The organism is Microvirga pudoricolor (genome assembly GCF_016892705.1).
Lineage (GTDB): Bacteria > Pseudomonadota > Alphaproteobacteria > Rhizobiales > Beijerinckiaceae > Microvirga > Microvirga pudoricolor.
The window spans coordinates 301,176-324,599 of record NZ_JAFEMB010000004.1 but is presented as its reverse complement, the minus strand read 5'-3'; the positions used below and the strand labels follow the sequence as shown (position 1 = coordinate 324,599).

Sequence of the window (23,424 nt, the reverse complement as noted above, 5' to 3'; positions counted from 1 at the left end):
AGGATTCCACATGTCCGTGTTCGAACGCTACCTGACCCTCTGGGTCGCCTTGTGCATCGTCGCCGGCATCGCTCTCGGCCACGTCTTCCCCAGCTTCTTCCAGGCCGTTGGCGCGCTGGAGGTCGCCAAGGTCAACCTGCCCGTGGCGGCCCTGATCTGGCTCATGGTCATCCCGATGCTGATCAAGATCGACTTCGCCTCGCTCGGGCGGGTGCGCGAGCACTGGCGCGGCATCGGCGTGACCCTGTTCATCAATTGGGCGGTGAAACCGTTCTCGATGGCGGCGCTCGGTTGGCTTTTCATCGGGTACGTGTTCAAGCCCTACCTGCCCGCCGACCAGATCAACTCCTACATCGCCGGCCTGATCATTCTGGCGGCAGCGCCCTGCACGGCGATGGTGTTCGTGTGGAGCCACCTGACCAAGGGCGAGCCGCACTTCACGCTTTCACAGGTGGCCCTCAACGACGTCATCATGGTCGTGGCCTTCGCACCCGTCGTCGGGCTGCTGCTCGGGCTGTCGGCGATCACCGTGCCTTGGGACACGCTGCTGCTCTCGGTTGTGCTCTACATCGTCATCCCGGTGATCCTGGCCCAGTTCCTGCGTTCGCGCCTGATTGCCCAGGGCGGTGAAGCGGCCCTTACCGGCCTGCTGCGGATCCTGCAGCCGCTCTCGCTGGTCTCACTGCTCGCCACCCTCGTGCTGCTGTTCGGCTTCCAGGGCGAGCAGATCCTGGCGCAACCCATGATCATCGCCATGCTGGCGGTGCCGATCCTGATCCAGGTCTACTTCAACTCCGGCTTGGCATACCTGCTCAACCGGGTTGCGGGCGAGCAGCACTGCGTCGCCGGCCCATCCGCCCTGATCGGGGCTAGCAACTTCTTCGAGCTTGCCGTCGCTGCCGCCATCAGCCTGTTCGGGTTCAACTCCGGGGCGGCTCTCGCAACCGTGGTCGGCGTCCTCATCGAGGTGCCGGTGATGCTCTCGGTCGTCTGGATCGTGAACCGCAGCCAGGGCTGGTACGAGCGCGGCGCCCGCCAGGCGACACCTTCTGCACGGAGGATCCCCGCCGGTGAGTGACCTTCCCAACATCGACTTCTCGGTCCTCGACGTGCCGGACCTCGGCAAGCTGGAACCGAGGCGACCGTCCACGCACCCACCCCGCATCCTCCTGCTCTACGGTTCCCTGCGGGAGCGCTCGTACAGCCGTTTCCTGACCCTCGAGGCGGAGCGCTTGCTCCGGCACTTCGGCGCCGAGACGCGTGTGTTCGATCCGCACGGACTGCCGCTGCCGGACGCCACCGCCAGCGACCATCCCAAGGTGCAGGAGCTGCGGGAGCTGTCGCTCTGGTCCGAGGGCCAGGTCTGGTGCAGCCCGGAACGGCATGGCGCCATGAGCGCCGTAATGAAGGCTCAGATTGACTGGATCCCGCTCTCCGTCGGGGCCGTGCGTCCCACGCAAGGCCGCACGCTTGCCGTGATGCAGGTGTCAGGTGGGTCGCAGTCGTTCAATGCAGTCAATCAAATGCGGGTGCTCGGGCGCTGGATGCGCATGGTCACGATCCCGAACCAGTCCTCGGTCGCGAAAGCGTTCCAAGAGTTCGACGAGGCCGGGCGGATGAATCCGTCCTCCTACTACGACCGCGTGGTCGACGTGATGGAGGAGCTGGTGAAGTTCACGCTCCTGACCCGCGACCGTTCCGACTACCTCACCGACCGCTATAGTGAGCGCAAGGAGGCGGCGGAGAATAATGCCAAGCGCATCGCCGCGGAAGCTATGAGGCACGAGGTCAAGGCGGCCGAGTAGAACCGCCTGGCAAGCCCAGACGGGCAACCTTGGCTTCCTCGCGGCGTTGCCTCAACGGACGTTTGCAGGAGCCAGGGCCATGTCTGACCAGAAGTCAGGTGACGATCACTCCCACAAGCCGAAGCTCAATCCCGGGGACCAAGCCGATCTGGATACTCCAGGAGCGGGCGAGAATGTCTGCCGGGAGTGCAAGGGCACCGGGAAGCTTGGCGACAAGGAATGCCCGATCTGCGGCGGGACAGGTGTCGTTATCGAGGAGATCGGTGGCGCATAGGGGACACTCGACCCTTGCCTCATCTCTCCTCGATGTAGCGCTCCAGCCGGCACAAAGGCGAGAGCTGTCAGCACGACCGCGAGGAACTGGACCACACGCAAGCTCATGTGATGCCTCCGCGTCTTGAGGGCATTCCGTGTTGTTCCGGCTAAAGAGGCGCTGGCTCGACCCGGATGTCGAAATGCAGCACTTCCTCGCGTATTCCAAGCTTCTCGTACAGCGCGATGGCTGGGTCATCACCGTAGTCCGCCTGAACGTAGATGACCCAAACGCCACGCTGGGCGGCGATCTCGCGCAGGTGCCCGATCAGGGCGCTCGCGACGCCTTGCCATCGATGGTCCGCGCTCACGGCAAGGTCATAGATGTACAGCTCGCGCCGTGCCCTCTCGAACTTGTCGAGTTCGTAGGCGACGAGGCCTCCGACAACCTCCTCGCCCGCCACCGCAACGAGGGCGACAACGTGCTCTTTCGCGAGCAGGCTCTCCAGGTAAACGTCACTGGGCGGCTCGGCACCATAGGTTTCACGGTCGACGAAGGCATCGCCGAACAGGACATTCAGCTTGCGAAACAGCGGGATGTCCGTAGGCGCAAGGCGGAGGATGGTGGATGCAAGGGCCATCGCCTACGTATAGCGCGGCGTCCCCTGCCGGGTCACTTCTTCGAAGCCTATCCTGGTGCAGTTCCGCCCCTCTCCCTTGGCCGCATACAAGGCACGGTCCGCACGATAGAGGATGGAGCTGCGGTCGTCGTGCGGCAGGGCCTCGGTGACGCCAGCGCTGAAGGTGTACAGCAATTCGAGCTCGCCATTCCTGAGGGAGGCCGGAGGGAATGCCTCCCGGACCCGGTCGACGATGCGCACGGCCGCGTTGAGCCTGACCTCCGGCAGGAGCATCAGGAACTCTTCTCCCCCGGTCCGGCCCACGTCGTCCTGGGGCCGCACCCTCGCTTGGCAGACGGAGGCAAAGTGGTGGAGAGCAGCATCGCCGACATCGTGCCCATGGGTGTCATTGATGGCCTTGAAGCCGTCAAGGTCAATGACGGCCACGCACAGTCCGGAGCCAGTAGCCTTGGCGGCCACCAGCGCCTCGTCGAGCAGATCAAGGATGTGACGACGGTTCGGTAGGCCCGTGAGCTGGTCGGTCCGCGCGGCGACGAGAGCCTCCTCGTGCGCCTTCCGCAAGGTCTTTTCGTTGTGCTTCAGGGTCGTGATGTCAGCCCCGACCGACAGCACCCAGCCGTTTGGCAGTATCGTGTGGTCCATCTAGAACCACTGCCCATTGACCAGGTCGGTTTCGAACGCCTTCCTGGGTACGCTCCTACGCCGGGGCAAGGTCCGGGCGATGAAGGCCTCGATGTCATCGTCGATCCGCACCCCGAGCCCGCGCTTGGCCGCATGCCGGAGGATGTCGTTGAACGTCAGGGGGCCGTCATAATCCCCCATGAACAGCTCTCGGTAGGTCTTGTTGGCAAAACGGAGCCGGTCCTCGGCATCATAGAGGGAGATCGCTTGTCCGCTCTCCGTCAGGGCCTCCGCAAGACAGCGGTGGGTTTCATCGTCAAGGTCTGAGGGAAACACGGTCATCGAGGTTTATGGGCACATGGGAACAAGGAACACAGGTTTCATTGCCAAGCTGCAAGCAGCCGGTCCACTACGGAATTGTCCCTCCCCGGCTTTGTTCCGATAGCGGCTACATCTCTCGGCAAGCTTTGACGTCGTCTCTGCAGACCAAGCTCCGGTCACGCCGGCAGAGGCTGAACCTCGACGGTCACATGCGAGAGTTCATGCAGATGGGTCAGCCGGTCCTTGTAAGCCGACGGCGTCTTGGGAGCCGGAGTTGCCACCGAGATGATCGCCGCGTGGTGCCCGGGCCCGACCTGCCAGACATGCAGGTCGGTGATCCGGTCGCCGTCGCCTTCAAGTGCCTCCCGGATTTCGTCCGGGAGGTCCTCGCCCTCGGGGATCACGTCGAGGAGGACGGCCCCGGCATCGCGGATGAGGCCCCACGACCAGCGGGCGATCACCAGGGCGCCCACGATGCCCATCAACGGGTCGAGCCAGAGCCAGCCATAGGCGCTACCGGCCAGCAGGGCAGCAATGGCCAGAAGGGAGGTCAAGGCGTCCGCCAGGACGTGCAGATAGGCGGCACGCAGGTTGTTGTCGCGTCCACCGGCATGGTGATGGTGATGCCCATGGTGCGTGCCGTGGTCATGGTGGTGGCCGTGGTCATGATGCCCGTGATGCCCATGGTGATGATGGTGATCATCCTTGAGGAGCCAGGCGCTGGCCAGGTTCACGACGAGGCCGATGACCGCCACGGCGATGGCCTGGGTGAAGTCGATGGGGATCGGGTTGGCGAGACGCAGCAGGCTCTCCCACCCGATCAGCAGGGCAATGAGCGCCAGGATGATCGCGCTCGCGAAGCCGGCGAGGTCGCCGAGCTTGCCGGTGCCGAAGGTGAAGCGCGGGTTACGGGCGTGACGGCGGGCGTAGAAGTACGCGAGCGCGCTGATCAGCATGGCGGCCGCATGCGTGGACATGTGCCAGCCATCGGCCACCAGGGCCATCGAGCCGTAGAGCGTGCCGGCAACGATCTCGACCACCATCATGGTGGCGGTCAGGGCGATCACGAACCAGGTCAGGCGCTCGTTGCGCTCGTGGTTGTCGCCGAGGAACACGTGTTCATGCTGCAAGGTGTCGGGGGAATGACCGTGCATCGGGTTCACCTGTGGGTTTGTCTGCGGGGGAGCGGCGACTCACTTCAGATAGGTGCGGACCACGTCGATCAGCTCTTGGGCACCGCGGGCGCGGTCGGCATCCGGCTCACGGGCCGGGTCGACCACGTGATGGCGGATGTGATCCTCCATCAGCTCCGCAGTGAGACCGTTGACCGCGCCGCGCACCGAGGCGACGAGCATCAGCACGTCAGTGCAGCCGATCTCCGCTTCGAGGGCGCGCTCGACTGCCTCGACTTGTCCCCGGATCCGGCGCACCCGCGCTAAAAGTTTCGCCTTGTCTTTGGTGGTGTGGGACATGGCCACATCTCCGTCCGCTCAGATAAGGTAGGGGGGTATATTACCTTGCACGCCGTATGGCTACCCCTGGAATGATCCTGCTGAAAAGTCAGGCCGGTGGTGTTCTGCGCTTGGGATGCTGGAGACGACTTGCAGCTTGACCTTGCCACCGTGACAAGGTCCACACAGGCTGGGATCTCAGCGAATCGAGGCCCCTGCCATGCATCTCTTCCACCTCCCCGATCTGATGTGCGGCGGCTGTCTGGGCTTCGTGGTCCGCGCCTTGCAGGATATCGACCAAGCCATCCGCATTGAGGCGAACCTCCGGGCCCGCACGATCAGCGTCGTCTCCCGCCGGTTCGAATCCGCCCTCCTGCTGGCCCTCCGCGGGGCCGGCTACCGGGCCGAGCCGGTGCTCTTGCCCCTCGGATGAGATAGCCGCACCACCTTGTCGAATCCCGCCGTTCGTGACACATATCCGATTCTGACCAACTGGAGCGTTTTCCCTTTGCGGCTGATGGGCACCATCATCGTTGCTCTGCTTGCCTTCACCATGGCGATCTTCCCGATCTCCGTGCCGCAGGCGGCCGCGTCGGCTGGGCATCAGCACGCCGCCATGGTCGGCGTCGCGCACGAGCATGGCGGCGTCGACGGAGACCACGAGCACGCCGACGAGCTGGCGTCGTCTCTCGACGCCACTCTGGATGCGTCGGCCGACCACGATGAGGGCTCCCAGGATTGCTCCGGCCCTGTTTGCTGCAGCATGGGCACCTGCCACGCCTTCCAAGCCGGCGTCGCTCCCGACGTCCACTCCCCGACCACCTCCCAAACTCCCCCCGCGATGCCTGGCGACGAGCAGATCGCGGGCATCACCGTGGGCGGCCTCGACCGTCCGCCGCGAACCGTCTGAGCCACGCGCGGGCCTTTGGCCCGCACGAACCGGCGCGCCCGCTCGCCTGAGCGGTTCCGCCTAACCCGCTCATTACGGAAACCGCCTCTCCGCCAACCAAGCCCGAAATCCGTCTGAATGCCGGGACTCCGCGTCCCTCCTCGTTCCGCCGGTTTTGCGCCTGCCGCGGCGACGGTCCGTCCAAAACGGACAGCGACCCATGCCCCGTTTCTATTTCCACATCCGCAATGGCGACGCCTTTGAGGACACGGATCCTGATGGCGAGGACCTGTTCGATCTTGAGGACGCCCGTGCCGAGGCCCTGCAGGTCGCCCGCGACTTCTGCGAGGACTGGCCCCGTGCCAATCCCGGCTTAGCGGTCGAGGTTGTCGATGAGGCTGGCCGGACAGTGCTGACCGTGCCCTTCGCCGTGGTCGTCAACCCGCAATCCCGATGAGCCCGCCCCGCATCCTCCCGCAAGGACGGACACCATGATCAAACTTCTAAGCCTCTCTGCCTTGGCGCTGGGACTGGGCGCCTGCATGCCCGGCACTCCCCCCGCTTACCTGGCGGCTCCCGCCGATCCCGCGGTCGGCCTCCAAAGCCCGCGCTACACCGCCGTGACAGCGGGCATCCGCAACTACGACGTCGTCGAGCCTGGCGACTGGCGCGAGCTCAACCGGCGGGTCGCGCCCGGGGCCGGGACCGATCCCGAACGAGGCGATTCCGACGACGCCGCCCGGCGGGGACGGTGACAAGTGGACCACGGCAACAACACACAAGCCGCCAGGGGGCGGCGCGGCAAAGCACGCGCACGGAAGGCAGCACAATGAATAGACAAGACTGCAAAGGGGCATCCAAGCATCGGTTGAGACTGCTCGGGGGCGTCGCCATCACCCTTCTCCTGGGAGGATGCGTCTCGTTCTCCCAGGATGGCGGCCTTTCGGTGGCGCAGAACGTGGCCTACACCGAGCTCAACAAGGATGTCGGCAAGATCACGAACGAGGCGGAGGCGGTAGGGGCCCAGCAGCAGGTCGAGGCGCTTCTGCGGCGCCCGCTCACGCCGGACGCGGCCGTCCAGATCGCGTTCCTGAAGAACAGGGGCCTGCAGGCGGCCTTCAACGACCTCGGCGTGTCCGAGGCCAGCTACGTGCAGGCCAGCCTGCCCCCCTCGCCGCGGGTCGTCCTAGGGCGAAGCGGTCTCCTCGGAGGTTCGTCTTTCGAGATTGAGCGGCAGCTTCTGATCGGCCTGTACGAGCTGGCGACCCTGCCGCAGCGTTCGGCCGTCGCCCAGCAGCAGTTCCGCGCCGCCCAGTTCCGGACGGCCGAAGCCGTGCTGGCCCTCGGGGCGGAGGCGCGTCGGCAGTATTACAGGGCGATCGCTGCGAACCAGCGGGTCGCCTTCATGCAGCAGGCGCTCGCCACGGCGGAGACGGCGTCCGAGCTGGCCAAGCAGCTTGGTGAGACCGGCGCCCTCAACAAGCTGGAGCAGGCCCGCGAGCATGCGTTCTACCAGGAGATCGGGGCACAGCTTGCCCAGGCCCGCATCGACCAGAAGGTCGAGCGCGAGCGCCTCATCCGTCAGCTGGGCCTGTGGGGCCGCGACATCAACTTCAGCCTGCCTGGCAGCCTGCCGCCACTGCCATCCCGGCTGGCGAGCCAGAAGGACGTCGAGAGCGAGGCCCTGTCCCGGCGCGTGGACCTGCAGGCCCTGCGCAACGATCTGAACGCCGTCGCAGGACAGTACAGCCTCGACGTCGTCAACAGCGTCGTCAGCGACATCGAGCTGGTCGAGGGATCGAGCTTCGGCAAGAACAAGATCATTACCGAGGAGGGTGAGGTCGAGATCGAGAAGGAGAAGGGCCGGACCCGCGGCATCGAGGCCGCATTCACGATCCCAATCTTCGACTTCGGCGAGACGACCCGCCGGGGCGCTCAGGAGGCCTATATGGCGGCCGCAAACCGGTTGGCCGAGCGGGCGGTCAACGTCCGGTCCGAGGCCCGCGAGGCCTATGTCGTCTACCGCGGCAAGCACGACCTCGCCCGCCACTACCAAAGCCGTGTCCTACCGCTCCAGAAGCGGATCCAGGACGAGGCCCTGCTCCAGTACAGCGGCATGCTCGTCGACGTGAGCCAGCTCATCATCGACGCCCGCACCCGCATCCTGTCCAACGTCGACGCCATCAACGCCCGCCGCGACTTCTGGATTGCGTCCACCGACCTCAAGGCCGCCCTCGTCGGCGGTTTGGCTGGTGGTGGCGCAAGCGGCGGCGAGACCACCACGGCCGCGGCCGGCGGGGAAGCCGCCGCTGGCGGCGGGCACTGAAACACTTGAGGAGACAACCAATGACCGTATCGCGAAGAGGCTTTCTCGGCGCCGGGGGATTGGCCCTCGCCGGAGCCACCATGATCAGCGGGCGCACGCAGGCCGCGAGCCTGCCCGAGGCGCCCACCATGACCGAGGCCACGATGCAGCCGCCGCTCTATCCCAAGAGCGGACCGGACTACCAGCCCGTGGTCACCCTTAACGGCTGGACCCTGCCCTGGCGGCAGAACGGCGATTGGAAGGAGTTCCATCTCGTCGCCGAGCCCGTCGTGCGCGAGATGGCGCCCGGCATGAAGGCCCACCTGTGGGGCTACAACGGCCAGTCGCCGGGGCCGACCATCGAGGCGGTCCAGGGCGACAAGGTGCGCATCTTCGTCACCAACAAGCTGCCGGAGAACACGGCGGTGCACTGGCACGGCCAGCTCCTGCCCAACGGCATGGATGGCGTCGGCGGCCTCACCCAGCCGCACATCCCGCCGGGCAAGACGTTCGTCTATGAGTTCATCTGTCAGAAGTCCGGCACCTTCATGTACCACCCGCACTCGGACGAGATGGTACAGATGGCGATGGGCATGATGGGCTTCTTCGTCGTGCACCCGCGCGACCCGGCCGAGCGCCGCGTCGACCGCGACTTCGTGTTCCTGCTCAACGCCTTCGACATCGAGGCCGGCTCGTACGTGCCCCGCGTCAACGAGATGACGGACTTCAATCTCTGGTGCTGGAACACCCGCGTGTTCCCCGGCATCGACCCGCTCGTGGTGCGTCAGGGCGACAAGGTGCGGATCCGGTTCGGCAACCTGACCATGACCAACCACCCGATCCACATGCACGGTTACGACTTCAAGGTCACCGGCACGGACGGCGGCTGGGTGCCGGAAGGAGCGGCGTGGCCGGAGGTATCGATCGACGTGGCGGTCGGACAGATGCGGGCCTTCGAGTTCGTGGCCGACGCACCCGGTGACTGGGCGATCCACTGCCACAAGAGCCACCACACCATGAACGCCATGGGCCATGACAATCGAACCTATATCGGCGTGAACATGAACAAGACGGCGCCCGCCCTGAAGAGGATCGCGCCCGGCTACATGCCGATGGGCGGCACCGGCATGGGCGAGATGGGCTCGATGGAAATGCCGCTGCCCGAGAACACTCTGCCGATGATGACGGGCTACGCCCAGTTCGGGCCTGTCGAGATGGGCGGCATGTTCTCGGTCGTGAAGGTCCGCCCTGGCCTGGCGGCCGACGATTACAAGGATCCGGGTTGGTACAAGCACCCGGAGGGCACCGTCGCGTACGAGTGGAAAGGCGAGCAGCTCGCCGAGCCCGCTCGCGCGACCTCGCCAGACAGCGGCGTGAAGGCGACGGAGTTCCGCGCCATCGACCCGCGCAAGCGCCCGGTCCGTACGGCCGGCGGCCACGGAAACCACTGATCCCGACCAGAACCATTGCACAAGGAGCAATCAATGACTGTTCGTCTTTCCACCCTCGCAGGCGCGCTTGGAGCGCTTGCCCTCTCGACCACGCTGGCCTTCGCCGGTCCCGGCGAGGCCGGCCACAGCCACAAGTCGTTCGCGGCTGGGGAGCCGGGCGACCCGAGCAAGCCGGTTGTCCGCACCATCGAGGTCACCATGAAGGAGACCGACGACGCGAAGATGCTGTTCGAGCCCAACAAGGTCGAGATCAAGCGCGGCGAGCAGGTGAAGTTCGTGCTCAAGAACGCCGGCCAGGTCGACCACGAGTTCATGCTCGACAGCGTCCAGAACAACGCCAAGCACAAGGTCGCCATGGAGCAGAACCCGGACATGGAGCATGACGACCCGAACGGGAAGCGGCTCGCACCCAAGGGCTCCAACGAGATCGTCTGGCGCTTCACCAAGGCCGGCACCTTCGAGTTCGCCTGCCTGATCCCGGGACACTACGAATCCGGGATGAAGGGCACCGTCGTCGTCAAGTAACGACCCAATCTCCTCGCCACCATCCGAAACAGGAGTTTCTTATGAAGCGTATCGCCATCAGCTTGATTGTGGCCCTGAGCCTCTCAGGAGCCGCCCTTGCGCAGAGCCTGCCGACCGTGTCCGGCACAGTCGAGAAGGTTGACACCGCCCAAAGCAAGATCACCATTGACCATGGTCCGATCCCGAACCTCAACATGGATGCCATGTCCATGGTGTTCCGGGCCCAGGATCCGGCCCTGCTCAAGAACGTGAAGGCCGGCGACAAGGTCCAGTTCACCGCCGACCGCGTGAACGGCCAGATCTCCGTCACTTCAATCACAAAGGGCAAGTGAGGCCCGAACCGCCCCACGGCCTGGGTGTCCGCTACACCTCGGGCCGCGGGGCGGCTCTTCCGCTTTAGGAGAAACAGCCATGAAACGCATGACCGCCACCCTTACGGCCGTCGGGGCTCTGCTGGCCGTCGTTGCCATCGGCCCCCATCAGCTAGCCCAAGCGCAGCCCGCCAAAGGGGCGTCGGCCGCCTATGAGCGCGTCCGTGAGGTCATGGACGACCGCTTCAAGGACATGAAGCTCGCCGGTGATCCCGATAAGGATTTCGCCGCGTTGCTCATCGCCCACCACGAGGATCTGATCTTCCTCGCCCGGACGCAGCTGGAGCACGGCGCGGACGAGCATCTCCGCCAAGTCGCTCAGAAGATCCTTGACGAGCAGCAGAAGCAGATTTCCGAGCTCAAGGAGTGGCAGGTCCGCAACCGCCAGGCGGACTACCGTGCCAAGCTCGACCAGCCGCCGCACGCCTCTGGGCCGCTTGACCAGAAGGGCGCGTCGGCACCTGCCCCGCAGGCTCAGGCGGCAGCTCCGGTGCAACCCGCTGCTCAACCCACCACTGCAAGCCAGCTTCCGACGGTGTCCGGCACAGTCGAGAAGGTCGACGTCGGTGCGGGCAAGATCACGCTCGACCACGGTCCGATCCCGAACCTCAACATGGATGCCATGACGATGGTCTTCCGCGCCCAGGACCCGAGCCTCCTCCAGGGCGTGAAGGCCGGGGACAAGATCCGATTCCAGGCGGATCGCGTGAACGGTCAGATCTCGGTCGTGAGGATCGACACCGGCAGGGCACAGTCGGCTCCAGCCGGGTCAGCCGCTCAGCCAGCTGCGGCGGCGAACCTTCCCACCGTCTCCGGTACGGTCGAGAAGGTGGATGCGGGCGCCGGCAAGATCACGCTCGACCATGGCGCTATTCCCAATCTCAACATGGATGCCATGACCATGGTGTTCCGGGCCCAGGACCCTGCGCTTCTGAAGGGCATGAAGGCCGGCGACAAGGTTCAGTTCCAAGCTGACCGCGTGAACGGTCAGATCTCCGTCATCAGCATCAAAAAGGCACGCTAGCCATCGGATTCCGTCCGATCCCAACCTCGGGCGGACCGTCGCCGGCCGCCGTGCTTCGGGTCCACCGCGGCGGCTGGCGACACCAAGAACAACAAGGAAATCACAATGTTTTCGCTGAAACGGTTCGTTGCCATTGGGGTATCTGCAGCCACAATTGCAGCCTATTCCGTCCTGCAACCGTGCCCGGCCAAGGCCGACGACGAGGGCGCAATCTTTGGCGACGTCACGGTCACGCAGGTCGCCGCCACCCCAGCGCGTGCCGGCGAAACCACTGTTGTCACGCTTACGGTCGAAAACTCTGGAAGCGACCGTGTGCTCGTTACCGGCCTTCGCCTGCCGGGCAGAGAGCCATCGCGGATCATGGGAGCCCTCGGGCAGGGACAGAGCGGCGAGATCGGCGCCCTCTCGGTTCGACCAGGCGCCACCGAGGACCTTGATGGCGGGAAGATCTGGATCGAAGTCGGCCCCCTCGCCCACGATCTGAAACCGGACAGCACGGTCGCTGCAAGCCTGGTTCTCGGCTCGTATGAAAGCCCACTGGCGCTTCACGTCGGTCCAGTGGCCACCGGCTCCACCAAAGCCATAGATCCGGGGGCTGCAAAGATCGCTAGCCAGTCGCACGAGAAAACCGACCACGGCACCGGATGCTGAGCCTTACCCGCCGCCCCGACCTGTGCACACCGGAGGGGCGCGGCTTGGCAACAGGTGTGGATCAAACAGCCGCGGTCTGGAGCCCGTCCGACGAACTGCCGCAGCAGTTGGAAAATGACTTCGACCGTCGCGCCCTGGTGCCCCGGCTCCTGGTTCTGACTATTCTCGGGGCGGCCGCGGTCCTCGAATACGGCCACGGCCACCGCGAGGGCCACTGGGTTGTGCTGGTGGTCTATTGCCTCACGACGATCGTTTTGGCTTTGGCATCACACGCCGGAGCCGGCCGATCATGGCTGCCGTGGGCCGCCACGGTCACCGACGCGGGACTGGCGGTCTATGTCATCGCGGACCATCTGCCGCGCGATGCGCACGATCTGCATCTCGCGACGGATGCAGTCAGCCTGTTCCCGGCCTTTCTTCTCCTCATCCAAACAGGGCTGCGGCTGCGCCGCGATCTTCTGGCAGCCTTCGCCCTTGTCGTCATCGTGGGCTGGATCGCATCGTTTGCGCTTCTTATCGATGCCGAGACGCTCTCGGAAGCAGGCATCCCAAGCCCGCTGGGCTCCCGACAGGTGCTGGCCCTCATCTCATTCGCCACGGCAGCAGGCTTTGTCCTGTATGCCGTCCACCGGACGCGACTGGCGTGGTCGACCATCCTGCGCGTGGAGTGGGACCGGATGCTGCTGTCGCGGTTCCTCCCTGAAGGCGTTGCAACCGAGGTGATCAGGGGCGATGAAGCGGCCGAGATTGCCGAGCGCCATGCATGCTTGTTGCTGGTCGATATTCGCGGCTTCTCCGGCTTGGTGCAAAGTCGGCCAAGTCACCAAGTCATCAGTGATCTCATGGCGTTCAGACGCTTCGTGCACGAAGCCGTCTCCCGCCACAGCGGTATCGTCGACAAATATTTAGGAGACGGCGTTCTCGCCGTCTTCCTCCATGGGACGCCGGAGCAGCAAGCCGTTCAGGCCTTTGAGGCGGCCCGCGAGATCCTGCGTCCGCTGGACACTTGGAAGAGCCACGCGGAATCCCCATCCGGGGTTCACGCCATCACGACACTCCATTGCGGCCTCGTTCTCGCCGGCGTGTTTGATGACGGAAGGCGGGCCGAGTTCACCGTGCTCGGCCCGGCCATGAACGCCCTGCCGCGAATGGAGCGACGGTCCAAGGAGGCGAGCCTCGGCGTGGTCTTGTCGAAGCGGTTCCTGCGTCTCCTCCCACCTTCGATCCGCTGTCAGATCGACACTCGGCCGGTGGAGAGGCAACCCGGAGATGAGCAACTGCCTGATATCCTGTCGGTCCGCTTCCTTCCGGTCGCACCCTACGCCTCGAAAGGAAACGCCCCTTGAACCACGTCCTGGAGTATGGCGGCCTGTTCGCGGCAGCGTTTCTGTCCGCGACGGTCTTGCCGTTCCAGTCCGAGGTCGTGCTGTTCGGGCTGCTGGTGTCCGAGCACTACACGTGGTGGCTGCTCGTGCTCATAGCGAGCGTCGGCAACACCCTCGGTTCGGCGGCGAACTGGCTGCTGGGACGCTTGTTGGCCCATTTCGAAGATCGCCCGTGGTTTCCGGTCAAGCGCGAGGCGGTCAAGCGGGCCGAGGCTTGGTACCACCGTTACGGGCGCTGGTCGCTGCTGCTGAGCTGGCTACCCTTCATCGGCGACCCTCTCACGATTGTCGCCGGCGTGCTGCGGGAGCCATTCCCAATCTTCATCGCCATCGTGGCGGTGGCCAAGGCAGCCCGGTACTTCGCCGTGGTGGCCATGACGTTTGGATGGTTCTGAAGATGATACTGATTGCGTCACGTCAAGGCGATGACGCTCCACCTGGTCTATTTCGTCACCAGATGAAAGGGTGAGGGACATGGCACTGAGCAAGCACCCTGTCCGGGACACTTGACCTTACAATCGTAGGAAGCTGCAGGCTTCCCGTTCCCCATCGAGGCGCACGCGGAGAACCGCTATGACCCAAAGCCCGACCAGCAAAGAGCACGGCCACCACCACGACCACGGCGCCCACGCCGGGCACCACCATGAGCCTGCGGCGGATGCCGGGAAGGTGAAGGATCCGGTCTGCGGGATGATGGTCGACCCGCATGCGACCCCGCACCGGGCCCAGTACGAAGGCAAGCCGTACTACTTCTGCTCGGCCGGCTGCCAGTCAAAGTTCATGGCGGAACCCGCAAAGTATGCTGAGCCGGCGGCTGCCCGGAAAGCCGAACCTGTGCCAGAAGGCACGATCTACACCTGTCCGATGCATCCCCAGATCCGGCAAGTGGGCCCTGGCTCCTGCCCGATCTGCGGCATGGCGCTCGAACCCGTACTGGCGACGGCTGAGACAGGGCCGAGCCAAGAGCTCGTCGACATGACCCGCCGGTTCTGGATCGGCCTTGTCCTGTCCATTCCAGTGGTGGCGTTGGAAATGGGCGGACACCTGACAGGCTTGAGCCACTACATCGGCCAGCAGACATCGAACTGGGTCCAGATGGTGCTCGCGACCCCGGTTGTGCTCTGGGCCGGCTGGCCGTTCTTCGTCCGCGGTTGGCAGTCAGTCGTCACGCGCAACCTGAACATGTTCACCCTGATCGCCATGGGTACGGGCGTGGCGTGGGTCTACAGCATGGTCGCGACCCTTGCGCCTGACATATTCCCGGCAGCCTTCCGGGGTCACGACGGCGCCGTCGCCGTCTATTTTGAAGCGGCGTCCGTCATTACGGTGCTCGTCCTGCTCGGGCAAGTGCTCGAACTCCGCGCGCGCGAGACCACGAGCGGAGCGATCCGCGCCCTGCTCGACCTCGCCCCGAAGACAGCCCGCAAGATCCTGCCTGACGGCACGGAACAGGAAGTCCAGCTCGACTCCGTGCAGGCGGGCGACCGTCTGCGGGTGCGCCCGGGCGAGAAGGTTCCGGTGGACGGTGCGGTCCTGGAGGGCCGCAGCGCGGTCGACGAGTCGATGGTGACCGGCGAGTCGATGCCCGTGACCAAGGAGGTCGGCGCCAAGGTGATCGGCGGCACCATGAACCAATCCGGCGGCCTCGTCATCGAGGCCCAGAAGGTTGGCCGCGACACGATGCTGTCGCAAATCGTGCAGCTCGTGGCGGAGGCCCAGCGCAGCCGCGCTCCGATCCAGCGCCTGGCGGACCAGGTCTCCGGCTACTTCGTGCCGGCAGTGATCGGCGTCGCGGTATTGGCCTTCATCGCCTGGGCGATCTGGGGGCCCGAACCGCAGTTCTCCTACGGCCTCGTGGCCGCCGTGGCGGTGTTGATCATCGCCTGTCCGTGTGCCCTCGGTCTCGCCACGCCGATGTCGATCATGGTGGGCGTCGGCCGTGGTGCCGGGGCGGGCGTGCTGATCAAGAATGCAGAAGCTCTGGAGCACATGGAGAAGGTCGACACGCTCGTGGTCGACAAGACCGGAACCCTGACCGAGGGCAGACCCGCCGTGACGGCTATCGTCCCGGCGCAGGGCTTTACGGAGGCCGAGGTCCTGCGCCTGTCGGCCAGCGCCGAGCGCCCGAGCGAACACCCGCTCGCCCTGGCGATCGTCGAGGCAGCCGATAAGCGAGGCATCGCGACGGCCTCGGTCTCGGACTTCGACTCGCCCACCGGCAAGGGTGCGCTGGGCACGGTGGAGGGCAGGCGCATCGTGCTCGGCAGCGCCAAGTTCCTGGCGGAACACGGCATTGACGTCAGCCCTCTCGCCGAGCAGGCCGACAGGCTTCGGGAGGATGGCGCGACAGCGATCTTCGCCGGCATTGACGGGCGCGTCGCGGGCGCCATCGCCATCGCCGACCCGGTGAAGGCCTCGACGCCCGAGGCCCTGGCCGGCCTCAAGGCGGAGGGCGTACGGGTCGTGATGCTGACTGGCGACAACTGGACGACCGCGAAGGCCGTCGCCCGCCGGCTCGGGATCGACGAGGTCGAGGCAGAGGTCCTGCCGGATCAGAAGAGCGCCGTAGTGGACAAATTCAAGCGCGCGGGCCGGGTCGTGGCCATGGCAGGCGATGGTGTGAATGACGCCCCGGCGCTGGCGGCGGCGGACGTGGGCATCGCCATGGGAACCGGCACCGACGTGGCGATGGAGAGCGCCGGCGTAACCCTGCTCAAAGGCGACCTGACCGGGATCGTGCGGGCGCGGCGACTGTCTCGCGCCACCATGCGCAACATCCGCCAGAACCTGTTCTTCGCCTTCGTCTACAATGCCCTCGGCGTGCCGGTGGCGGCCGGCGTGCTCTACCCGATCTTCGGCATCCTTCTTTCGCCGATTATCGCCGCCGCTGCGATGGCTCTGTCCTCGGTAAGCGTCATCGCAAACGCGGTACGGCTGCGCACCGTCCGCCTATGATGATCGGACCGGGCAAGTCGACCACAGGGCTTGCCCGGCCTCTGTTGAATTCCCAGTCACGCCCCCGCACAACAGCCACTCGAACCGCGGAGAACTGCATGTTAAGTCTCATCGCCCCTGACCGGGAAAGAGGATGGCAGCCATGGCCCGCCTGAGCGTGAATTTGAACAAGATCGCGCTGCTGCGAAACTCCCGCAGGACCGGGGTGCCCGATCTCCTTCCATTCGTGAGTGTGGCGCGTGACGCGGGCGCACAGGGCATCACCCTGCATCCGCGTCCTGACGAGCGCCATATCCGTCGCACTGATGTCACTGCGATTTCGCGCCTCATGGCGCCTTGGCGGCCCGGCTTTGAGTTGAACCTGGAGGGGTATCCAGACGAACGCTTCCTCGACATCGTGCGGGAAGTTCGTCCGGAACAATGCACCTTGGTGCCCGATGCGCCTGGCGTGCTGACGTCCGATAAGGGTTGGGACCTTGATCCGCAGCAGAAAGCGCTGGTCCAGTCGGCCTTGCAAACTCTCAAAGGTATCGGCTGCCGGGTCATCCTTTTTATCGATCCGGATCCGTCGATCCCGGAGCGCGTCGCCGACATCCAAGCCGACGGGGTCGAAATCTATACAGGGTCTTACGCGGAAGCCTTCCGTCGCGGGAACTACACGGAAGCCCTCGAGGCCTATGCGGTGACTGGGCAGCGCGCGGCGGAGCGCGGCCTAACGCTCAACGTCGGACATGACCTTAATCTGCACAACCTGCCGCCGCTTGTCACCGCGCTGCCCGATTTGGCTGAGGCCTCGATCGGCCATGAGCTCACCGCCGATGCTTTGATGCTCGGCTTCGAGGAGGCGGTGCGCCGCTACGCCGCTGCCCTCGCCCGACGCAGCGCCGATGTTTCCAACACCGGCGAATTCAGCCCGGCCGCCCCCGGCTGATGGCCGCTTGAACAATCCTCGGACAGGTGGACCCAGTCATCGCCAAGCCCCATGTCCCGCCGCTGCAAAGAAACTGGGCACCTGGATCTTTTGCCAGGGGAGCGCCGGCCTGAAGCCTGACCTGGAGGCAGCCATGATCGTTCAGCCCATCGACTACGCCCTCGTCATCTGGTTCGCACTTGCGGGGCTCTCGACTGCCTACGTCGCCTATGACCAGTTCCGGAACAATCCGGAGCCTACGGTCATGAAGTGGGGCTTCATCCTGGTCACGCTCTATATGGGCCCGATCGGGCTGCTTCTGTACGTACTCGCCGACAAGGAGCCCCGGCCGGGCGAGCACGAGACGTTCACCTCTCCCTTGTGGAAGCAGGGTGTCGGCTCGACGATCCACTGCGTCGCCGGCGACGCCACCGGGATCATCCTCGCGGCTGCGGTCACGGCCCTGCTCGGTCTGCCGATGGGGATCGACCTCGTCATCGAGTACGTCGCCGGCTTCGCGTTCGGCCTCTTCATCTTCCAGTCGCTCTTCATGAAGCAGATGATGGGCGGCACTTATTGGGAGAACGTCCGCAAGAGCTTCTGGCCGGAATTCATCAGCATGAATGCCATGATGGCGGGCATGGCGCCTGCCATGGCGTTCCTGATGATGGGCCGTGACATGCGCGCGATGGACCCGACCGAGCTGGTGTTCTGGGGCGTGATGTCGCTCGGCGTCATCATCGGGTTCGCGACAGCCTATCCCTGGAACGTCTGGCTGGTGCGGCGTGGGCTCAAACATGGCCTCATGACCGAGCGCAGGCCCGGCTCCCGCTTCGACCTCGGCCGGGCTATCGCGTTGAGCGACGGCCATGCGGGGCACAGCGAGCCTGCGAGCCTTTCGGCGGGGGCTGTCCACGCCGCCCACGCCGGCCATAGGACGACAGCCGAGGGCGACGGGACAGCTGGTTCGCGCGACGATCATGGGATGAGGAGCGACGCGACCCTGCCACAGCTCGCCGCGGTTGCCGGGGTGACCACGCTGATGCTCGCGGCCGGAATGGTCCTGCCGGGCTTCTTTGTGAACCTTGGTCTCAGTGCGCGCGACGTCGGCGGCCTCATCATGCCCCCCGGCATGATCATGGACTTCGACACGCCCGCCGCGGCCATGCGGGATATGGCTGCGGTGCACCCGCGCCATGTCTCCTATCGTGCCCCGGCGAATGCGATTGGTGACCAGACGCTCGAGCCTCGCCTTGAAAACGGGGTCAAGGTCTTCGAACTCGAGGCATCAGTGATCCGCTGGAACATCCTCGGCAACGTCACGGTCGAGGCCTACGCATACAACCGCCAGCTCCCTGGCCCGCGTCTTGCCCTGACTCAGGGTGATCGGGTGCGCATCGAGTTCCGCAATAACCTGCCCGAATCGACGACCGTCCACTGGCACGGGCTAATCCTGCCGAACGAGATGGACGGCCCCGCAGAGATCACGCAAGAGCCGGTCCCGCCGGGCGGCCGCTACACCTACGAGTTCACGGTCGGGCAGTCGGGCACGTACTTCTACCACACCCACGGCCACGTCGACCGCCAACAGGCACTCGGCCTTTACGGCGCCTTGATCATCGCGCCGCAGGACGGCGACGAGCCGAAGGCGGATATCGAGTACACGATACAGCTTCAGGAATGGCTCAAGCGCGAGTGGCTGACTTATCCCGCCATGCTAATGGAAGGCGCCCTCCCGAATTACTTCACCATCAACGGCAAGGCCTATCCCTTGACCGATACGGTCCGGATGAAAGTCGGCCAGACGATCAAGCTTCGCTTCGTCGGCACGAACAACAATTTCGTGCATCCCATGCACGTGCATGGCGGCCCGTTCCAAGTGGTGGCGCGCGACGGCGAGACCCTGCCCGAGAGTGCTCGATTCTTAGCCGACACCGTGAACGTCGGGCCGGGCCAGCGCTACGACGTGATCTGGACGGCACGGCGCCCAGGCAAGTGGCTCGTGCACTGTCACATCCCGCATCACACCACCAATAACAACGTCGAAACGCAGGGCGGAGGGGGCCTCACGATGGTCATCAACGTCGAGGATTGACGCGTGCGGCTGTTCGTACCTTCTCGTCCAGCTACGTTAGAATGGATACGTAATGCCGGTGGAGCGGTTCCCACCCGGCTGATGATCTCCCGGACAAACGATAACGTTTGGCGTAGGTCCCGGTAGGACGAAGCCTGGCGCAAGCCTAGCCGCGACGATGGCGGGTCCTATCCGGGATGAGTAACGCCCCGCCTGATCGGCGGGGCGCTTTGTTACGTCAGTTTCCTTCCTTCTTGGCATTCTTCTGCAGCCAGTCCTTCATCTCGGCGATTTCCTGGCCTTGCTCCTTCTTCGTCTTCTCGGCCATCTTCTTGGCCTCGGCGTTGTCGCCGGTCTTGAGGACGACGTCGGCCATATCGATGGCGCCCTGGTGGTGAGCAATCATCCCGCAGACGAAGGCGACATCGGAGTCCTTGATCATGTGGGCGGCCATCATCGGGCCGTGCATCTTCATCATGGCCTGCATGTAGCCCTTCTGGGCGTCGTTCATGTTTGCCATCATGCCCTGCATGCCCTGCATCATGCCTGACATGTCCATGCCCTGCATATTCTGCATCTGGCCACCGGCCTGCACCGCGGTACGGCACTCCTCCGGCAGGCCTTCGGTCGACATGGCCATCTGGCCACCGGACGGATGTTGCATCTGTTGCTGCGGCTGGTTCTGCTGGGCCAGAGCCGGGACAGACAGAGCCAGCATGCCGGCGGCGATAAGGGTCAATGATTTCATTTCGATCTCCTTGCAGTTCGTGAGTTGGAGTGGACAAGGGCGGCGGCAGGACCACCCTTGGGAACGGTCTTCACCCGTCGAAAGTCACACGATGGTCTCGGGGAGGATGTAGTAGGACCCGACGGTGCTGATGCCGTCGACGAAGCCGGGCTCGTCGATGAACATGAAGTCGCTCTGGCGCAGATCGGCTTTGGCAACATCCTGCAGCAGCACCGATCCCTCCGCCGCGGAGTCGGCGTCGGTGTTCCAGCTGACGAGAGCCCCCCGGGTTGTGTCGGTGACCGTCACCTGGTCGGGCCGGATGTCGCGCAGGGCGATGTGGTCGAAGGCTCCTTGGGCCAAACCGGTGGCCTCAAAGTCGCGCACGACGTCGTTGCCGCTGGTCGGAGAGACGATGAAGGCATCGGCGCCGGTGCCGCCGACCATGGTGTCGTTCCCCTCCTCGCCCTCGATCATGTCGTGGCCGGCGCCGGCATCGAGATAGTCGTTGCCCGTGCCGCCCATCAGTTCGTCGGCTTGGTCGCCGCCATGCAGCCGGTCACGGCCCGCCCCGCCGTCGAGTCGGTCCGCGCCCTCATCGCCGTAGAGGTGATCGTTGCCGCCGTCGCCTTGCAGGACGTCCTCGCCATCGCCGCCGTGGAGACGATCATTGCCGCCGCGGCCAAAGACGTGGTCCCAGTCCTCACCACCATGGAAGGTGTCCCGCTTAGAACCGCCAACCTCGACGTGATACTTGTCGAAGTCGAAGGCGACGTCGCGGTGGTGCCCCAGCAGGAAGTCGGAAAAGACGTCGAAAGATTCCTGACGGGCAGTCGTCGTTGACGAACCGATGTCCGGCCCCGGCTCGCTCGGAGTTGCCCGTTCAGCCGTCGGGCCGCTCGGGGCGCGGGTGCCGGGCGGTAGGTCGGGCTCCATGGCGAACATGAAGTCGTCCTGCGCCAGCTGGCTCCGAGCGACCCCTTCGAGCAGGACCGAGCCGCCGTCCCAGCTAACAAGGGCCCCGCCTGCGGTGTCGGTGATCGTCAGGTCCTCCCAGGTCAGGTCCCGAAGCGCGAGGTGGTCGAACATGCCCGGGCCCGCCGTGAAGTCCCGGATGACGTCGTTGCCGCTCTCAGGATCCACTGCGAAGGCGTCCGGGCCCTGTCCGCCGACCATGGTATCGTTGCCGGGCCCGCCTTCGAGCATGCCGTGGCCGATCCCTTCGTCGAGGAAGTCGTCCCCCTCATGACCCATGAGGCTGTCCGCCTGGTCTCCACCGTAGAGCCGGTCTGCATCCGCTCCGGCGTCGAGCTTGTCCCGACCCGCGTCGCCGACGAGGAGATCGGGCCCTGCGTCACCGTATAGGATGTCATCCTCGTTGCCGCCCGCCACCTGATCGGCGCCGCCGCGGCCCCACAGGTAATCCCTGGCGGCATCGCCACGGAGCGTGTCCGGATCGGAACCGCCGATGGCGACCTGATAACGGTGCTCGCCGGCGCCGAAGTCGAAGCTCAGGCCCCCCAAGCGGCCGAGGTAGAAGTCGGCGACGGCGTCGCCGGCCCGGCCACCATGGCCCGGCCATGCGTTTGGGAGCCATGAGTATAGGCTGTGATTGTGCTGTGACATTCGCTTGTCCCATTACTTCTATTGGATGCCCGGCGGTCGTGGGCGGTGCCCGCAGAACCGCGCCAGACATGGCCAGGCCGCCAATTTGAGAGGCGGGCATGAGCCTTCGCTCAGGGCCCGCGGTTAAAGGGTCGCCGGCTCATGCCGCCATCCTGCGGCAGCTCTCGGCGCATCGGCGACAGGCGTCGACGCACTCTTGCATGTCACCGACCTGCTCGCAGGACCGGGCGCACTCCTCGCAAATTTCGGCGCATTCCCGGCAGGTGTGCTTGTGGTGGGGCGTACCGATCAGCATGAAGTGGGCCGAGGTGCGACAGATCTCGGCGCAGGCCATCATGCTGCGGAAGTGGCTGGGCTCCACGTGCTTGCCGCCCTGCTCCAGGCAGTGGTTCATCGCCATGCCGAGGCAGGTCTGGTAGCAGCGTAGGCATTCATCGATGCAGGACTGCATCTCCGGGGACATCTGGTGCATGTCCGTCTCCAATGGTGGTTAGGCGTCCGCATGGACGGCGGCGGGGCAGCGGGAACGCCGGCCGCTCGCCGAGCCGCTCGTCGAAATCCTGACTACGCCAGCCTCCACAATGGTGGCGATTCGAGCGCGAGCACGCGTCCACGCTGCGGGCGCAAGTGTCAGGCGAATGGTCAGGACGCTTTGGGCGGGCGATCGAGGCCGGACGGGCTCTCCGGCACAGGCATCGGATCGCCGGTCACACGCAGGGGAGCCGAGAGTGGAAATTCCTGCATCGGGCCGGAGGGGAAGGGGATGACGGCCATCGTGCAGGCGGGATGGCAGCAGTTCTGTGCGGCCGAGTGGGACTTGCCTGGGGCTGAAGGCTTTTGATCCGCCTGTTTGTGCGCCCCATGCTGGTGCCCAACGTGCGTTGCATCGGCTTGGATGGCGGGAGCATAACTGGCGGCCAAGGCCACGCCATGCCACGTCGTGCTCGCGAGGCCAAGGGCGACCATCGCGACCAGCAAGCGGCGGAGCATGAAGCGGAGCAGGCGAGCCACGGCATTCTTCCGTCAGGGATCAGAGGCCCAACGATTGCTCCACGACATCTGTTCCCCTCATCCTCCGCACAGCCAAGGCATCCAAGTTTGGAAAGTCTCTTGACCTTGCCATCGTGGGAAGGTGCAAGGGTGTGCGTATCGTCCAACCAAACGGAGATTCGACCATGTGCGGATGCAGCACCCACCAGACTCAGGCAGGCCAGACTGTGGAGCGCCACCCCGACGCTATGACCCTGCGGGTCGAGGACATGACCTGCGGCCATTGCGCCGGCACCATCAAGAAGGCCATCGAAACCGGCTTGCCCGGCACGAGCGTCGAGGCGGATCCTGCCTCGAAGCTTGTATCGGTCCGCGGCAGCGCCGACTTGACGTCCATCAAGGCCCTCGTGACCGAGGCCGGTTACACTCCAACCCTCGCCTGAAGGAGGA

The 23,424-nt window shown here is 65.1% G+C and carries 28 protein-coding genes; 19 read left to right on the top strand and 9 right to left on the bottom strand.

Translation table 11 applies throughout. The annotated features are described in order from the left end of the window. Positions 1 to 10 precede the first annotated feature (10 nt). The 3 genes from arsB (at position 11) to ILT42_RS15400 (ending at position 2,079) form a co-directional block, all read left to right on the top strand. Positions 11 to 1,078, top strand: a complete 1,068-nt coding sequence (gene arsB / locus ILT42_RS15410; protein ID WP_204216507.1) for an ACR3 family arsenite efflux transporter — start codon at positions 11 to 13, stop codon at positions 1,076 to 1,078. Next, positions 1,071 to 1,805 (top strand): arsenical resistance protein ArsH, encoded by a 735-nt coding sequence (gene arsH, locus ILT42_RS15405; RefSeq protein ID WP_324617741.1) that lies wholly within the window; start codon positions 1,071 to 1,073, stop codon positions 1,803 to 1,805. The genes arsB and arsH overlap by 8 nt, the downstream gene beginning before the upstream one ends. Before the next feature lie 79 nt (positions 1,806 to 1,884). Further along, positions 1,885 to 2,079 (top strand): hypothetical protein, encoded by a 195-nt coding sequence (locus ILT42_RS15400; protein ID WP_204216506.1) that lies wholly within the window; start codon positions 1,885 to 1,887, stop codon positions 2,077 to 2,079. A gap of 148 nt (positions 2,080 to 2,227) precedes the next feature. Here the strand turns inward: ILT42_RS15400 and ILT42_RS15395 are convergent, their stop codons facing one another. The 5 genes from ILT42_RS15395 to ILT42_RS15375 all read right to left on the bottom strand — a co-directional run bounded on the left by ILT42_RS15395 (position 2,228) and on the right by ILT42_RS15375 (position 5,112). Beyond that, positions 2,228 to 2,698, bottom strand: coding sequence for an AAC(3)-I family aminoglycoside N-acetyltransferase (locus ILT42_RS15395; protein WP_204216505.1), 471 nt, complete (start codon positions 2,696 to 2,698; stop codon positions 2,228 to 2,230). Between the two features lie 3 nt (positions 2,699 to 2,701). Next, on the bottom strand, positions 2,702 to 3,340 hold the full coding sequence (locus tag ILT42_RS15390) for a GGDEF domain-containing protein (RefSeq protein WP_204216504.1): 639 nt from the start codon (positions 3,338 to 3,340) through the stop codon (positions 2,702 to 2,704). After that, positions 3,341 to 3,661: a PAS-domain containing protein gene (locus ILT42_RS15385; protein ID WP_204216503.1), complete on the bottom strand. Its 321-nt coding sequence runs from the start codon at positions 3,659 to 3,661 to the stop codon at positions 3,341 to 3,343. Between the two features lie 155 nt (positions 3,662 to 3,816). After that, a complete protein-coding gene (gene dmeF, locus ILT42_RS15380) occupies positions 3,817 to 4,794 on the bottom strand; it encodes a CDF family Co(II)/Ni(II) efflux transporter DmeF (protein ID WP_204216502.1) in 978 nt (325 codons plus the stop codon). Between the two features lie 39 nt (positions 4,795 to 4,833). After that, positions 4,834 to 5,112 (bottom strand): metal/formaldehyde-sensitive transcriptional repressor, encoded by a 279-nt coding sequence (locus ILT42_RS15375; protein ID WP_204216501.1) that lies wholly within the window; start codon positions 5,110 to 5,112, stop codon positions 4,834 to 4,836. Between the two features lie 199 nt (positions 5,113 to 5,311). Here ILT42_RS15375 and ILT42_RS15370 point away from each other — a divergent pair, with 199 nt between their 5' ends. The 15 genes from ILT42_RS15370 (at position 5,312) to ILT42_RS15300 (ending at position 19,652) form a co-directional block, all read left to right on the top strand. Then, a complete protein-coding gene (locus tag ILT42_RS15370) occupies positions 5,312 to 5,524 on the top strand; it encodes a heavy-metal-associated domain-containing protein (RefSeq protein ID WP_204216500.1) in 213 nt (70 codons plus the stop codon). A 75-nt stretch (positions 5,525 to 5,599) separates the two neighbouring features. After that, complete coding sequence (locus ILT42_RS15365; RefSeq protein WP_204216499.1) at positions 5,600 to 6,001, top strand: hypothetical protein; 402 nt, start codon at positions 5,600 to 5,602, stop codon at positions 5,999 to 6,001. 199 nt (positions 6,002 to 6,200) lie between these two features. After that, the gene (locus tag ILT42_RS15360; RefSeq protein ID WP_204216498.1) at positions 6,201 to 6,437 is read left to right on the top strand and encodes a DUF6894 family protein; all 237 of its coding nucleotides are present in this window, start codon (positions 6,201 to 6,203) and stop codon (positions 6,435 to 6,437) included. A 34-nt stretch (positions 6,438 to 6,471) separates the two neighbouring features. Then, the gene (locus ILT42_RS15355) at positions 6,472 to 6,735 is read left to right on the top strand and encodes a hypothetical protein (RefSeq protein ID WP_204216497.1); all 264 of its coding nucleotides are present in this window, start codon (positions 6,472 to 6,474) and stop codon (positions 6,733 to 6,735) included. 113 nt (positions 6,736 to 6,848) lie between these two features. Beyond that, positions 6,849 to 8,306, top strand: a complete 1,458-nt coding sequence (locus tag ILT42_RS15350) for a TolC family protein (RefSeq protein ID WP_204216496.1) — start codon at positions 6,849 to 6,851, stop codon at positions 8,304 to 8,306. 278 nt (positions 8,307 to 8,584) lie between these two features. Beyond that, positions 8,585 to 9,736, top strand: a complete 1,152-nt coding sequence (locus ILT42_RS15345; protein ID WP_407664584.1) for a multicopper oxidase family protein — start codon at positions 8,585 to 8,587, stop codon at positions 9,734 to 9,736. A gap of 33 nt (positions 9,737 to 9,769) precedes the next feature. Next, the gene (locus ILT42_RS15340; protein WP_204216494.1) at positions 9,770 to 10,261 is read left to right on the top strand and encodes a cupredoxin domain-containing protein; all 492 of its coding nucleotides are present in this window, start codon (positions 9,770 to 9,772) and stop codon (positions 10,259 to 10,261) included. 41 nt (positions 10,262 to 10,302) lie between these two features. Continuing rightward, positions 10,303 to 10,593, top strand: a complete 291-nt coding sequence (locus ILT42_RS15335) for a copper-binding protein (RefSeq protein ID WP_204216493.1) — start codon at positions 10,303 to 10,305, stop codon at positions 10,591 to 10,593. Positions 10,594 to 10,672: 79 nt separating this feature from the next. Continuing rightward, positions 10,673 to 11,656 (top strand): copper-binding protein, encoded by a 984-nt coding sequence (locus tag ILT42_RS15330; RefSeq protein WP_204216492.1) that lies wholly within the window; start codon positions 10,673 to 10,675, stop codon positions 11,654 to 11,656. 105 nt (positions 11,657 to 11,761) lie between these two features. Then, entirely contained in the window at positions 11,762 to 12,307 is a 546-nt protein-coding gene (locus ILT42_RS15325; RefSeq protein ID WP_204216491.1) for a hypothetical protein, read from the top strand. Beyond that, complete coding sequence (locus ILT42_RS15320) at positions 12,301 to 13,653, top strand: adenylate/guanylate cyclase domain-containing protein (RefSeq protein ID WP_204216490.1); 1,353 nt, start codon at positions 12,301 to 12,303, stop codon at positions 13,651 to 13,653. Before ILT42_RS15325 ends, ILT42_RS15320 begins: the two co-directional genes overlap by 7 nt. Next, a complete protein-coding gene (locus ILT42_RS15315) occupies positions 13,650 to 14,087 on the top strand; it encodes a YqaA family protein (protein ID WP_204216489.1) in 438 nt (145 codons plus the stop codon). The genes ILT42_RS15320 and ILT42_RS15315 overlap by 4 nt, the downstream gene beginning before the upstream one ends. A gap of 178 nt (positions 14,088 to 14,265) precedes the next feature. Then, positions 14,266 to 16,647, top strand: coding sequence for a heavy metal translocating P-type ATPase (locus ILT42_RS15310; protein WP_204216488.1), 2,382 nt, complete (start codon positions 14,266 to 14,268; stop codon positions 16,645 to 16,647). Positions 16,648 to 16,789: 142 nt separating this feature from the next. Beyond that, positions 16,790 to 17,578: a pyridoxine 5'-phosphate synthase gene (locus tag ILT42_RS15305; RefSeq protein ID WP_204216487.1), complete on the top strand. Its 789-nt coding sequence runs from the start codon at positions 16,790 to 16,792 to the stop codon at positions 17,576 to 17,578. Between the two features lie 133 nt (positions 17,579 to 17,711). Continuing rightward, positions 17,712 to 19,652 (top strand): DUF4396 domain-containing protein, encoded by a 1,941-nt coding sequence (locus tag ILT42_RS15300; RefSeq protein ID WP_204216486.1) that lies wholly within the window; start codon positions 17,712 to 17,714, stop codon positions 19,650 to 19,652. Positions 19,653 to 19,869: 217 nt separating this feature from the next. Here the strand turns inward: ILT42_RS15300 and ILT42_RS15295 are convergent, their stop codons facing one another. The 4 genes from ILT42_RS15295 to ILT42_RS15280 all read right to left on the bottom strand — a co-directional run bounded on the left by ILT42_RS15295 (position 19,870) and on the right by ILT42_RS15280 (position 22,995). Then, the gene (locus tag ILT42_RS15295; protein ID WP_229428684.1) at positions 19,870 to 20,379 is read right to left on the bottom strand and encodes a DUF305 domain-containing protein; all 510 of its coding nucleotides are present in this window, start codon (positions 20,377 to 20,379) and stop codon (positions 19,870 to 19,872) included. Positions 20,380 to 20,463: 84 nt separating this feature from the next. Next, positions 20,464 to 21,984 (bottom strand): calcium-binding protein, encoded by a 1,521-nt coding sequence (locus ILT42_RS15290; RefSeq protein WP_204216484.1) that lies wholly within the window; start codon positions 21,982 to 21,984, stop codon positions 20,464 to 20,466. A 139-nt stretch (positions 21,985 to 22,123) separates the two neighbouring features. Continuing rightward, positions 22,124 to 22,456 carry a four-helix bundle copper-binding protein gene (locus ILT42_RS15285; RefSeq protein WP_204216483.1) on the bottom strand — a complete coding sequence of 111 codons (333 nt, stop codon included), beginning with the start codon at positions 22,454 to 22,456 and terminating at the stop codon, positions 22,124 to 22,126. 170 nt (positions 22,457 to 22,626) lie between these two features. Then, positions 22,627 to 22,995, bottom strand: coding sequence for a hypothetical protein (locus ILT42_RS15280; RefSeq protein ID WP_204216482.1), 369 nt, complete (start codon positions 22,993 to 22,995; stop codon positions 22,627 to 22,629). 164 nt (positions 22,996 to 23,159) lie between these two features. Here ILT42_RS15280 and ILT42_RS15275 point away from each other — a divergent pair, with 164 nt between their 5' ends. Further along, the gene (locus ILT42_RS15275) at positions 23,160 to 23,417 is read left to right on the top strand and encodes a heavy-metal-associated domain-containing protein (protein WP_229428683.1); all 258 of its coding nucleotides are present in this window, start codon (positions 23,160 to 23,162) and stop codon (positions 23,415 to 23,417) included. Positions 23,418 to 23,424 lie beyond the last annotated feature (7 nt).

Excerpts from the sequence above, each read along its gene's own strand:
- arsB (WP_204216507.1), top strand. The coding sequence starts at position 11 with ATGTCCGTGTTCGAACGCTACCTGACCCTCTGGGTCGCCTTGTGCATC.
- ILT42_RS15400 (WP_204216506.1), top strand. The coding sequence starts at position 1,885 with ATGTCTGACCAGAAGTCAGGTGACGATCACTCCCACAAGCCGAAGCTC.
- ILT42_RS15395 (WP_204216505.1), bottom strand. The coding sequence starts at position 2,698 with ATGGCCCTTGCATCCACCATCCTCCGCCTTGCGCCTACGGACATCCCG.
- ILT42_RS15390 (WP_204216504.1), bottom strand. The coding sequence starts at position 3,340 with ATGGACCACACGATACTGCCAAACGGCTGGGTGCTGTCGGTCGGGGCT.
- ILT42_RS15385 (WP_204216503.1), bottom strand. The coding sequence starts at position 3,661 with ATGACCGTGTTTCCCTCAGACCTTGACGATGAAACCCACCGCTGTCTT.
- dmeF (WP_204216502.1), bottom strand. The coding sequence starts at position 4,794 with ATGCACGGTCATTCCCCCGACACCTTGCAGCATGAACACGTGTTCCTC.
- ILT42_RS15375 (WP_204216501.1), bottom strand. The coding sequence starts at position 5,112 with ATGTCCCACACCACCAAAGACAAGGCGAAACTTTTAGCGCGGGTGCGC.
- ILT42_RS15370 (WP_204216500.1), top strand. The coding sequence starts at position 5,312 with ATGCATCTCTTCCACCTCCCCGATCTGATGTGCGGCGGCTGTCTGGGC.
- ILT42_RS15360 (WP_204216498.1), top strand. The coding sequence starts at position 6,201 with ATGCCCCGTTTCTATTTCCACATCCGCAATGGCGACGCCTTTGAGGAC.
- ILT42_RS15355 (WP_204216497.1), top strand. The coding sequence starts at position 6,472 with ATGATCAAACTTCTAAGCCTCTCTGCCTTGGCGCTGGGACTGGGCGCC.
- ILT42_RS15345 (WP_407664584.1), top strand. The coding sequence starts at position 8,585 with ATGGCGCCCGGCATGAAGGCCCACCTGTGGGGCTACAACGGCCAGTCG.
- ILT42_RS15340 (WP_204216494.1), top strand. The coding sequence starts at position 9,770 with ATGACTGTTCGTCTTTCCACCCTCGCAGGCGCGCTTGGAGCGCTTGCC.
- ILT42_RS15335 (WP_204216493.1), top strand. The coding sequence starts at position 10,303 with ATGAAGCGTATCGCCATCAGCTTGATTGTGGCCCTGAGCCTCTCAGGA.
- ILT42_RS15330 (WP_204216492.1), top strand. The coding sequence starts at position 10,673 with ATGAAACGCATGACCGCCACCCTTACGGCCGTCGGGGCTCTGCTGGCC.
- ILT42_RS15325 (WP_204216491.1), top strand. The coding sequence starts at position 11,762 with ATGTTTTCGCTGAAACGGTTCGTTGCCATTGGGGTATCTGCAGCCACA.
- ILT42_RS15320 (WP_204216490.1), top strand. The coding sequence starts at position 12,301 with ATGCTGAGCCTTACCCGCCGCCCCGACCTGTGCACACCGGAGGGGCGC.
- ILT42_RS15310 (WP_204216488.1), top strand. The coding sequence starts at position 14,266 with ATGACCCAAAGCCCGACCAGCAAAGAGCACGGCCACCACCACGACCAC.
- ILT42_RS15305 (WP_204216487.1), top strand. The coding sequence starts at position 16,790 with ATGGCCCGCCTGAGCGTGAATTTGAACAAGATCGCGCTGCTGCGAAAC.
- ILT42_RS15300 (WP_204216486.1), top strand. The coding sequence starts at position 17,712 with ATGATCGTTCAGCCCATCGACTACGCCCTCGTCATCTGGTTCGCACTT.
- ILT42_RS15295 (WP_229428684.1), bottom strand. The coding sequence starts at position 20,379 with ATGAAATCATTGACCCTTATCGCCGCCGGCATGCTGGCTCTGTCTGTC.
- ILT42_RS15290 (WP_204216484.1), bottom strand. The coding sequence starts at position 21,984 with ATGTCACAGCACAATCACAGCCTATACTCATGGCTCCCAAACGCATGG.
- ILT42_RS15285 (WP_204216483.1), bottom strand. The coding sequence starts at position 22,456 with ATGCACCAGATGTCCCCGGAGATGCAGTCCTGCATCGATGAATGCCTA.
- ILT42_RS15275 (WP_229428683.1), top strand. The coding sequence starts at position 23,160 with ATGTGCGGATGCAGCACCCACCAGACTCAGGCAGGCCAGACTGTGGAG.